This is a genomic window from Craterilacuibacter sp. (assembly GCF_051659485.1).
GTDB lineage: Bacteria > Pseudomonadota > Gammaproteobacteria > Burkholderiales > Chromobacteriaceae > Craterilacuibacter.
Genome location: NZ_JBOFOO010000057.1, coordinates 1 through 9829, shown reverse-complemented (window position 1 = coordinate 9829; position 9829 = coordinate 1). Strand labels below are relative to the sequence as shown.

General features: G+C 60.2%; 10 protein-coding genes. 2 read left to right on the top strand and 8 right to left on the bottom strand.

The genetic code is table 11. The features are described 5' to 3' along the window. Positions 1 to 212: 212 nt before the first annotated feature. The gene (gene queG, locus ACRC1E_RS01865; protein ID WP_438513408.1) at positions 213 to 1286 is read right to left on the bottom strand and encodes a tRNA epoxyqueuosine(34) reductase QueG; all 1074 of its coding nucleotides are present in this window, start codon (positions 1284 to 1286) and stop codon (positions 213 to 215) included. 4 nt (positions 1287 to 1290) lie between these two features. Between queG and tsaE the strand changes: the two genes are divergently transcribed. Continuing rightward, positions 1291 to 1761 (top strand): tRNA (adenosine(37)-N6)-threonylcarbamoyltransferase complex ATPase subunit type 1 TsaE, encoded by a 471-nt coding sequence (gene tsaE / locus ACRC1E_RS01860; RefSeq protein WP_438513407.1) that lies wholly within the window; start codon positions 1291 to 1293, stop codon positions 1759 to 1761. Then, complete coding sequence (locus ACRC1E_RS01855) at positions 1737 to 2975, top strand: N-acetylmuramoyl-L-alanine amidase (RefSeq protein WP_438513406.1); 1239 nt, start codon at positions 1737 to 1739, stop codon at positions 2973 to 2975. Before tsaE ends, ACRC1E_RS01855 begins: the two co-directional genes overlap by 25 nt. A gap of 57 nt (positions 2976 to 3032) precedes the next feature. On the opposite strand, the gene yacG is transcribed toward ACRC1E_RS01855, so the two are convergent. The 7 genes from yacG to ACRC1E_RS01820 are packed head-to-tail and all read right to left on the bottom strand — an operon-like array spanning position 3033 to position 9769. Beyond that, positions 3033 to 3221 (bottom strand): DNA gyrase inhibitor YacG, encoded by a 189-nt coding sequence (yacG, locus tag ACRC1E_RS01850; protein WP_438513405.1) that lies wholly within the window; start codon positions 3219 to 3221, stop codon positions 3033 to 3035. Between the two features lie 3 nt (positions 3222 to 3224). After that, complete coding sequence (gene zapD, locus ACRC1E_RS01845) at positions 3225 to 3941, bottom strand: cell division protein ZapD (protein WP_438513404.1); 717 nt, start codon at positions 3939 to 3941, stop codon at positions 3225 to 3227. 34 nt (positions 3942 to 3975) lie between these two features. Next, positions 3976 to 4638, bottom strand: coding sequence for a dephospho-CoA kinase (gene coaE / locus ACRC1E_RS01840; protein ID WP_438513403.1), 663 nt, complete (start codon positions 4636 to 4638; stop codon positions 3976 to 3978). After that, positions 4625 to 5488 carry a prepilin peptidase gene (locus tag ACRC1E_RS01835; RefSeq protein WP_438513402.1) on the bottom strand — a complete coding sequence of 288 codons (864 nt, stop codon included), beginning with the start codon at positions 5486 to 5488 and terminating at the stop codon, positions 4625 to 4627. Before ACRC1E_RS01835 ends, coaE begins: the two co-directional genes overlap by 14 nt. Beyond that, positions 5488 to 6711, bottom strand: coding sequence for a type II secretion system F family protein (locus tag ACRC1E_RS01830; protein ID WP_438513401.1), 1224 nt, complete (start codon positions 6709 to 6711; stop codon positions 5488 to 5490). The genes ACRC1E_RS01835 and ACRC1E_RS01830 overlap by 1 nt, the downstream gene beginning before the upstream one ends. Positions 6712 to 6754: 43 nt before the next feature. Then, complete coding sequence (gene pilB / locus ACRC1E_RS01825) at positions 6755 to 8458, bottom strand: type IV-A pilus assembly ATPase PilB (RefSeq protein WP_438513400.1); 1704 nt, start codon at positions 8456 to 8458, stop codon at positions 6755 to 6757. A 57-nt stretch (positions 8459 to 8515) separates the two neighbouring features. Beyond that, complete coding sequence (locus tag ACRC1E_RS01820; protein WP_438513399.1) at positions 8516 to 9769, bottom strand: HlyC/CorC family transporter; 1254 nt, start codon at positions 9767 to 9769, stop codon at positions 8516 to 8518. Positions 9770 to 9829 lie beyond the last annotated feature (60 nt).

The window sequence follows — 9829 nt, the reverse complement described above, 5'->3', positions numbered from 1 at the left end:
GACTCGGGACTCGGGACTCGGGACTCGGGACTCGGGACTCGGGACTCGGGACTCGGGACTCGGGACTCGGGACTCGGGACTCGGGACTCGGGACTCGGATTTCAGTGTTGCGAACCGACCCAAGCACGTCAACACCGCGACTCCCGATTCCCGGCTCCCCGATCCCGAAAAACCAAACCCGCCAGCCGCCCCCATTCCCCATTCCCCATTCCCTATTCCCCATGCCGCGCCAGCGCCCACGCCACATGCTCGCGCACCAGCGCCGATGCGTCCTCGCGCCGCGCGGCCAGAGCAGCCAGCACTGCCGGGGTAGAGGGTGCATTGCCCAACCCTACCGCCAGATTGCGCAGCCAGCGCTCATAACCGATACGGTAAATCGGGCTGCCGGCCATGCGCGTCTTGAAATCGTCTTCGCTCCAGGCAAACAGCGTACTCAGGCTGACATCATCCAAGCCATGACGCACGGCAAAATCAGCCTCGCCACTGGCGACGGCAAAGCGGTTCCACGGGCACACCAGCTGGCAATCGTCACAGCCATAGACGCGGTTGCCGATCAGCGGGCGCAGTTCGGCCGGGATGGCACCGGCAAGCTCGATGGTGAGATAGGAAATGCAGCGCCGGGCATCCAGCTGGTAAGGCGCGACGATAGCCTGTGTCGGGCAGACATCGATGCAGCGGGTACAACTGCCGCAATGGGCGGGTTCTTCGATATCTTCGGGCAAGGGCAGATCGGTGACGATTTCGCCCAGAAAAAACAGCGAGCCCTGCTCGCGCGTCAACAGCAAGGTGTGCTTGCCGCGCCAGCCCAGGCCGCCCTGTGTGGCCAGTGCCACTTCGGCAATCGGTGCACTGTCGGTAAACACCCGGCCGCCCAGCGCACTGGCGGCCGTTCTCACCCGCTCGCTAAGCTGCTGCAGACGGTTACGCAATACCTTGTGGTAATCACGTCCCAGCGCGTAGCGCGACAGATAGGCAGCCTCGGGGTCGGCCAGCACCGCCTCGGCAGCCCGGGCCTCGCCCGGCCAGTAATTCATGCGCAAGGACACCACGGTTAGCGCGCCGGGCACCAATTCGGCCGGACGCACCCGCATCAGGCCATGGCGCGCCATATAGTCCATCTCGCCATGGTAGCCGGCATCCAGCCACGCCTGCAGGCGTTCGCCGGCCTCGGCAGGCAGCGTGGCGCGGGTAATGCGCACACCGTCAAAGCCCAGCTCTTGCGACCATGCTTTGATTTGTGCCGCCAATTCGGGATAATCCACGTTTTGCAATTTACTCTCGGTCATGGTTATGGATGATACCAGCACCTGCAGCGGTCACCTGCCGGACGAAGCGGCGACCCTCAGACTAGGCGCAGCCCTGGCACACAGTATTGCAGCGGGCATCGTGATTTTTCTGGAAGGCGATCTGGGCGCTGGCAAGACCACGCTCACCCGCGGCCTGTTGCAGGGCCTGGGTCACGCCGGCCGGGTCAAGAGCCCGACTTATACACTGGTCGAGACCTATACGCTGGCGGCAATGACAGCGCACCACTTTGACCTGTACCGCTTTAATGATGCGGAAGAATGGGAAGATGCCGGCTTTCGCGACTATTTCGGCAGCGACACTCTGTGCCTGGTCGAGTGGCCGGAAAAAGCACAGGGTCTGCTGCCCGCAGCCGACCTCACCATCGCGCTGGCTGTCGCCGACGATGGCCGCAACTATTGTATTCGCGCCCATAGCGCACAGGGGAAACAATGCCTGACCAGACTTTCAAGCTGACCCGACGCCGCCTAGTAGGCGCAGCGGCGGCGACCTGGCTGCTGTCCGTCAGCCGCATAGGCTTTGCCGCTACACCGCAAATCGTGGCGCTACGCATCTGGCCTTCGTCAACCTATACCCGCATCACGCTGGAATCCAGCGAGGCGCTGCGCTACAAGCAGTTCAGCCTGAGCAATCCGGCGCGGCTGGTCATCGATCTGCAAGGCGTCACCCTGAACGCCATGCTGTCGGGCATCAGCAGCCAGATCCTGCCATCCGATCCGTTTATCACCAGCGCCCGTGCCGGCCAGTTCACCGCCGACACCGTACGGCTGGTGCTGGAGCTGAAATCCGATATCAGCCCGCAAGTGTTTACACTGGGGCCGGTGGCCGAGTTCCGCGACCGTCTGGTGGTCGATCTGTATCCGGCCAAGGAGCAGGACGACCCGCTGCTGGCGCTCCTGCAGGATTACAGCAAGGGCAAGCTGGACGAAAAGCCGCAGCTCAAGCCGCAGCCGGGCAAGGCCGGCGTCGACCGTCCGGTGACCATCGTGCTCGACCCGGGGCACGGCGGCGAAGACCCGGGTGCGGTGGGGCCTAGCGGGGTGCGGGAAAAGGATGTGGTACTGAAAATCGCACGCGAACTGCAAAAGCTGATCAATAGCCAGCGCAATATGCGCGCGCACCTGACGCGTGACGAAGATGTGTTTATTCCGCTGGGGGTGCGGGTCGCCAAGGCACGCAAGCTGGGGGCGGATCTGTTTATCTCCATCCACGCCGATGCCTTCACCACTCCGACCGCGCGCGGCTCTTCGGTGTTCGCACTGTCGGAAAAGGGCGCGACGTCGACGGCGGCACGCTTTCTGGCCAAGACCCAGAACGACGCCGACTTGATAGGCGGGGTCAAGATAGGCGGCAAGGATAAATATCTGGCCCACACCCTGCTCGACCTGACACAGACGGCGACCATCAACGACAGCCTGAAGCTGGGCAAGGCCGTATTGGGTCATATGGGCAACCTCAATACGCTGCACAAATCGCTGGTGGAACAGGCCGGCTTTGCCGTACTCAAGGCGCCGGACATCCCGTCCATCCTGGTGGAGACGGCGTTTATCAGTAATCCGGAAGAAGAAAAGAAACTGGTCAACCCCGCCTTCCAGCGCCAGATGGCGGAAGCACTCTTGGCCGGGGTGAAGGGCTATTTCTCGCAAAGCACCTTGTTTGCGAGAACGTAAAGCGGATACAAAGCGGGATCAGGGAGTGGGGAATAAAACGCCCCTATTCCCTATTCCCTATTCCCCCAACTCGTCCGGCGGGCTGGTTGGTACCCGATAGCTTTCATCGGCCCACTGCCCCAGATCAATCAGCTTGCAGCGCTCGCTGCAAAACGGGCGAAAACGGCTTTCCGGCGTCCATGCCACACGGGCACCGCAGGTCGGGCATGGTACGGTTTTAATACGGGAATCGGTTTGGGATTTCATGGCTTAAAACTTGCAAAAGGTCATGGCAAAATCAATATCCTGCTCGCTCTGCCGGGCACGGGCTTCGCCGGTACTGGCATGAATGAAGCGCAGGTTGATCGCGTATTTATTGGCGGACAATTCAGGCAAAGCCTCCAATCCCTCGGGATAGTCGACCCGTATCAACTGCACCACGCGCCCACCCGACATCTGCTGGAATGTACCCCGTCGCGCCTGATACTGATGGGTTTTCCCGCTATCACGCAGCAGGCGCAGCAGGATATCGGCGGCATCCGAGGTCGGCATCAAAGGCTCGGCCCAGCGCTGGATATCCGCTTGGCGTTCAGCGGCACTTTTACTCTGCCACAAGGCGTAGGAAGGCAGATCAAACGAGCAGGTGCCGCCCGGGATGACCGCACGCTGCTTGATCGCCATCAGCCATTCGTTCTCGCGCAAATGCTGGCCGAACTTGCTGGTCAGCTTCAGCAGGCGGCCAGCCACCTGATCGATATGTTCCAGTGCCGCATCCAGCGCCACCACATCAATGGCTGGATTACTGTGCAAGCCTTCCAGAGTCTGTTTCTGCCGTTCCAGCTCCTGCAACAGGTCGGACTTGAGTTCGGCCCGCGAAGCCACTTCCATAATTTCAAACAGGACCAGCAGTGCGGAATGATGCTCGAACGGATGCTCCCGCGCGATGAAAAAATTCAGGCGTAGATAAAGCTGCTCCAGGCGGAGCAAAGCGCGTGTTCGTTCTGTAACTGGGAACTCGAAACTAATCACTACGCGAATCCGTATGGTCTGTGGACGAGGGCGGCAACGCCGCACCGGAAAAACAGGCTAGATAATAACGATGTTTAAGCTCGACTTGAAGATCAAGCGTAGATAAATCACCACTATTATCCAGAACATCGTCAGATCGGGCCAAACGCGCGCTGCGCGACAACTGCGCGGCCATGATGGCGCGCACCTGCTTTTCGTCCAGATGACTGCGCTGCATCACCCGCGCCAGCTGTATTTCTTCCGGACAGTCTATGCACAGCGTGCGTGCCACCTGATCAAGATAGCTGCCGGTTTCAAACAGCAAAGGCACCACCAGCAACGCATACGGCCCTTGGGCTGCAGCCAGCCTACGCATGCTCTCGCTAAAGATCACCGGATGCAAAATCGCCTCGAGCCGGGTGCGCTCGGCCGGATCGGCAAACACCCGCGCACGCATCGCAGCCCGGTCCATGCTGCCATCGGCAGCCAGCACCGTGGCGCCAAATGCCGCCGCAATTGCCGGCATGGCCGCGCCACCGCTAGCGGTCAGGGCATGAGCAACCTCGTCGGTATCCACCACCGCCACGCCGCGCGCGGCAAAGCGCGCCGCCACCGCACTCTTGCCCGAACCGATGCCGCCGGTCAGTCCGACCACCGGCCGCTTACAGGCTGGCAAGATACCACCCCACAATATCGTGTCCCCACAGCAGCGCAATAAAACCGGCCGCCGCCAGATACGGGCCGAACGGCAAAGGCTGGCCACGCCCCAGACGGGCGGTCGCCATCATGGCGATGCCCCATAGCGCGCCCACCAGACTGGACAGCAGAATAATCAGCGGCAACATCTGCCAGCCCAGCCATGCGCCCAGCGCGGCCAGCAGCTTGAAGTCGCCATAGCCCATGCCTTCCTTGCCGGTGGCGAACTTGAATAGCCAGAATACCGACCACAAGGAAAGATAGCCGGCCATCGCACCGATGACGGCATCCGCCAGCGGCAGCGTAGCGGTCAGCAGATGGAACGCGAGGCCGGCCCACAGCAGGGGCAAGGTGATGTCGTCCGGCAACAGCTGGGTATCGGCATCGATACAGGTCAGCGCGATCAGCGCCGCCGTCAGCAGCAAGCTGCCGGCCAGCATGGCTGACGGCCCGAAACGCCAGGCCAGCAGCGCAAACAGCACGCCCGTCGCCAATTCGACCAGCGGATAACGCAGCGGAATTTTCGTCTTGCAGTCGGCACACCGCCCGCCCAGCATCAGATACCCCAGTAGCGGGATATTGTGCCAGGGCCGAATGCCGGCACCGCACTGCGGGCAGCGCGAGCGCGGCAGCATCAGGTTGAACACCGGCTGTTCGGGCGGCACCTGCCCCTGAAACTCGGCACACTCGGCCGCCCAGGCGCGCTCCATCATTACCGGCAGACGCGCAATCACCACATTGAGAAAGCTGCCGACAAACAGGCCGAACAGCGCCAGCAACAAGATAAACAGCGCAGGCGGCAAGGCCAGCATCAGATCGAAAACAGCCATTAGCCCACCACCTGACCCATCTTGAAGATAGGCATATACATCGCGATCACCAGACCACCGATCAGTACCCCCAGAATCACCATGATTACCGGCTCCATCAGGCTGGACAGCGCCGCGACCGCGTTATCGACTTCTTCTTCATAAAAGTCGGCGACCTTTTCCAGCATCGAGTCCAGCGAGCCCGATTCTTCACCAATCGCCGTCATCTGCAGCACCATATTGGGGAACAGCTCGCTCTTTTGCATGGCGTAAGTCAGGCTGGTACCGGTACTCACCTCGGCGCGGATCTCGGCCGTCACATCGGCATACACCTGATTACCCGACGCCCCGCCCACCGAATCCAGCGCCTCGACCAGCGGCACACCGGCCGTAAACAGCGTGGCCAGAGTGCGAGTCCAGCGCGCAATGGTCGCCTTCCTGATGATATCGCCAATGACCGGCAGCTTGAGCACGATGCGGTCGGCGATCTTGTGGGCCTTGGGTGAACGCTTGAAGGCAAACATGGCGCCAAAAATACCGCCAAACAGGCCGCCGAAAATCAGCCACCACCAGTCGACAAAGAAATCGGACAACCAGATCACGAACATGGTCGGCGCCGGCAAGTCGGCGCCGAAGCTGGAAAACAGGTCTTTAAACGCCGGAATCACGTAAATCATGATCACGGCGGTAATGATAAAGGCGGTGCCGATAATCGCGGTCGGGTAGATCATGGCCGACTTGATCTTGGCCTTGATCGCCAGCGTTTTTTCCTTATAGGTCGCCAGCTTGTCCAGCAGGGAGTCCAGCACGCCACCGGTTTCACCGGCGGCGATCATATTGCAGAACAGGGCATCGAACTGCAGCGGGTGCTTGCGGAAAGACTCCGACAGCGAGGTGCCGTTTTCCACTTCGGCGCGGATATCCAGCAGCAGCTTGGTCATGCGCGGATTGCTGTGCCCGCGCGCGGTAATATCGAAAGCCTGCAATAGCGGCACGCCGGCGCGCATCATGGTCGACAACTGGCGGGTAAACAGCGCCACGTCTTTTTCGGTGATGCTGCTGCCCAGTTTGCGGCGCTGGCGCTTGATCTTGATCACGTTGACGCCCTGCCGGCGCAACATCATCCTGGCGACAGACTCGGTTTCGGCACGCATCTCGTTACGCACCACCTTGCCATCCCTGTTCTTCCCCTCCCATTCCCAAACATACTGGGCGGGTTTTTTAATGCTTGCAGCTTTAGCCATATCTCGGTCCGTTATTGTTATTCAGATGCAAAGCCAGACAGGATCAGTCGTTGGTGATCGCCAGCACTTCGGTCAGCGACGTCACGCCTTGCTTGACCTTGAGCAAGCCGGAATGGCGCAGATCAACCATGCCTTCCTTGAGGGCCAGATCGGAAATCTCGCTGGCGTTACCATCGCGCAGGATCAGCCGTATCATCGCGTCCGTCATCGGCATCAGCTCGTACAGGCCGGTTCGCCCCTTATAGCCGCTACCGCGACAGGCATCACAACCCACCGGGCCATAAGGCTGCCAGCTGCCATCCAGCTCGGCCTCGCTAAAGCCCGCCTGCAGCAAGGCCGCCTGCGGAATCTCGACCGGCGCCTTGCAGGCCTTGCACAAACGCCGCCCCAGACGCTGGGCCATGATCAGCAGCACCGAGCTTGCCACGTTAAAGGGCGCCACCCCCATATTGAGCAGACGGGTCAGCGTGGCCGGTGCGTTATTGGTATGCAGCGTCGAGAACACCATATGCCCGGTTTGTGCGGCCTTGATCGAAATATCCGCCGTTTCAAAGTCGCGAATCTCGCCCACCATGATGATGTCCGGATCCTGGCGCAAGAAGGCGCGCAAGGCGGCAGCAAAGGTCAGCCCGGCTTTTTCATTGACGTTGACCTGATTGATCCCCGGCAAGTTGATTTCCACCGGGTCTTCTGCGGTCGAGATATTAGTGTCGGGCTTATTCAGGATATTCAGGCAGGAGTACAGCGATACGGTCTTGCCCGAGCCGGTCGGCCCGGTCACCAGCACCATGCCGTACGGGCGTTCGATCGCATCCAGCAGCAGCTTTTTCTGTTCCGGTTCGAAACCCAGTTGCTCCACATCCAGCGAGGCGGCCGACGCGTCCAGAATACGCATCACGATCTTTTCGCCATACAGGGTCGGCAGGGTGCTGACCCGGAAATCGATCGCCTTGTGCTTGGAGATCACCAGTTTGAGGCGGCCATCCTGCGGCACGCGCTTTTCCGAAATATCCAGCCGCGAAATCACCTTGATGCGCGACGCAATCTTGTCCTTGATCACCAGCGGCGGGCGGGCGACTTCCTTGAGCTCGCCATCGATGCGATAGCGGATACGGTAAAACTTTTCATAAGGCTCGAAATGGATGTCCGATGCGCCGCCCTTCACCGCGTCCAGCAAGATTTTGTGGATAAACTTCACCACCGGCGCATCTTCCACATCCGGCAGCTTGTCCCCTGTCGGCGCATCCGGATCGATCAGCTGCATCTCGCCCAGATCTTCATCGATCAGCGCACTCAGGGCATCGGCGTTATTTTCACCAAAACGCGTAATCAAACGCCCCAGCTTGTCGTCTTCCACTACCACCACATCGACCGCCAGACCGGTCTTGAAGGTGATCGCGTGCAGCGTCTGGGTCATGGTCGGATCGGACACGGCAATAAACAGCTTGCTACCGCGCTTGAATAGCGGCAGCAGCCGCCGCTGCACCACCAGCGTCTCGTCGAGGAGGCCGTGCGGCAAATTATCCGGATCAACAGCGGACAGATCAAACAGGGGGAAGCCGAAAGCGTGCGAGGCAAAGGTCGCCAGCGTCAGCGGGGAAAACTTTTTACTGGCCAGCAATTGCTCGACAAAGGTGCAATTGGCGGTTTTCGCCTGTTGTTCTATTGCATCTGCATCCTGCTGCGACAATTTACCGTGCTGCACCAGCGCACGCCCCATGCCGGAAAGACCCGCCATATTATCCATAAGCCTATCCCACTCCTGTTTTTATATCCGCCGCATGCTCAGGCACGCGGCGGGCACTCATGCCTTGCTCACCCGCACGCGCCGTATCGCGCGCTCGCCGATTTGCTGTATTTCAAAGATGCAGCCGTAGCGTTTGCAACAGGTCCCCACTTCGGGAATGTCGCCAAAATATTCAAGCAATAAGCCGTTCAGCGTCTTGGGGCCGGATAGCGGCAGCTTGAGCGCGAACTGGCGGTTCAGATCGCGTAGCGCCATGCTGGCATCCACCAGCAAAGCGCCATCCTCGGTGCGGGTCACCAGCGTCGCCTGCTCCGGCGACTGGGTGGTGAACTCGCCCACCACCACTTCGAGGATGTCCTCCATCGTCACCAAGCCCATCAACTCGCCGTACTCGTCCACCACCACACCGATACGACGGCGATTTTCCTGAAAATTCTGTAGCTGGGTAAACAGCGGGGTACTGGCCGGCACGAAATACGGCTCGCGGGCGACTTCGCGCAGCCCCTCCAGCGTCAGGCCCTCGCACATCAGGTGTAGCACTTTACGCACATGTAAAATGCCAATCAAATTTTCCAGCCCATTTTCGCATACCAGAATACGCGAATGATGGCAGGTCTGCAGCTTGTCCTGCGTTTCCTCCAGCGTTTCTCCCAGATCTACCGCTTCGATGTGGCGTCTTGGCACCATCACGTCTTCGACGGTGAAGCCTTCCAGCTCAAACAGGTTAACCAGCATGGAGCGGTGCTTGCTCTGCTTGAAGCGCGTCGACTCCAGCGCCAGCAGGCGCAACTCGTCGGCAGAGATCTGGCCGCTATCGGCCGTGACCGGCACCCGCAACAACTTCAGCACCCCCTGCACAAACAGGTTCACAAACCACACCAGCGGATATAACAGCTTGAGCAACAAGGAAAGCGTACCGCTGACGGTGGTGGCCACCTTGAGCGCATGGGCGGCGGCCAGAATTTTGGGCGTCGCCTCGGAAAACACCAGAATGGCGAATGTCACCGCCAGCGTGGCGATACCCAGCGCCAGCTCGTTCTGCCCCACCAGCCGGAAGACAATCACGGTCGACAGCGAAGCGGCCGCCGAGTTGACGAAGTTGTTGCCCAGCAGGATCACGCCCAAGAGCTTGTCGGTCTGCCCAAGCAGCGCCAGCGCCCGGCGCGCGCCCTTGTCGCCGGCGGCGGCCTGTGATTTCAAGCGGAAGCGGTTGGCCGCCATCATCCCGGTTTCGGACATGGAAAAAAACGCGGAAATCGCCAGCAGGATCACCAGCGTCAGAAACAGGATGGATAAGGGAATGTCGTTCAAGGGGGATAAGTACTAGATAAGGGACAGGCTCAAATTATATGGGATGGATGACAGCGGGTA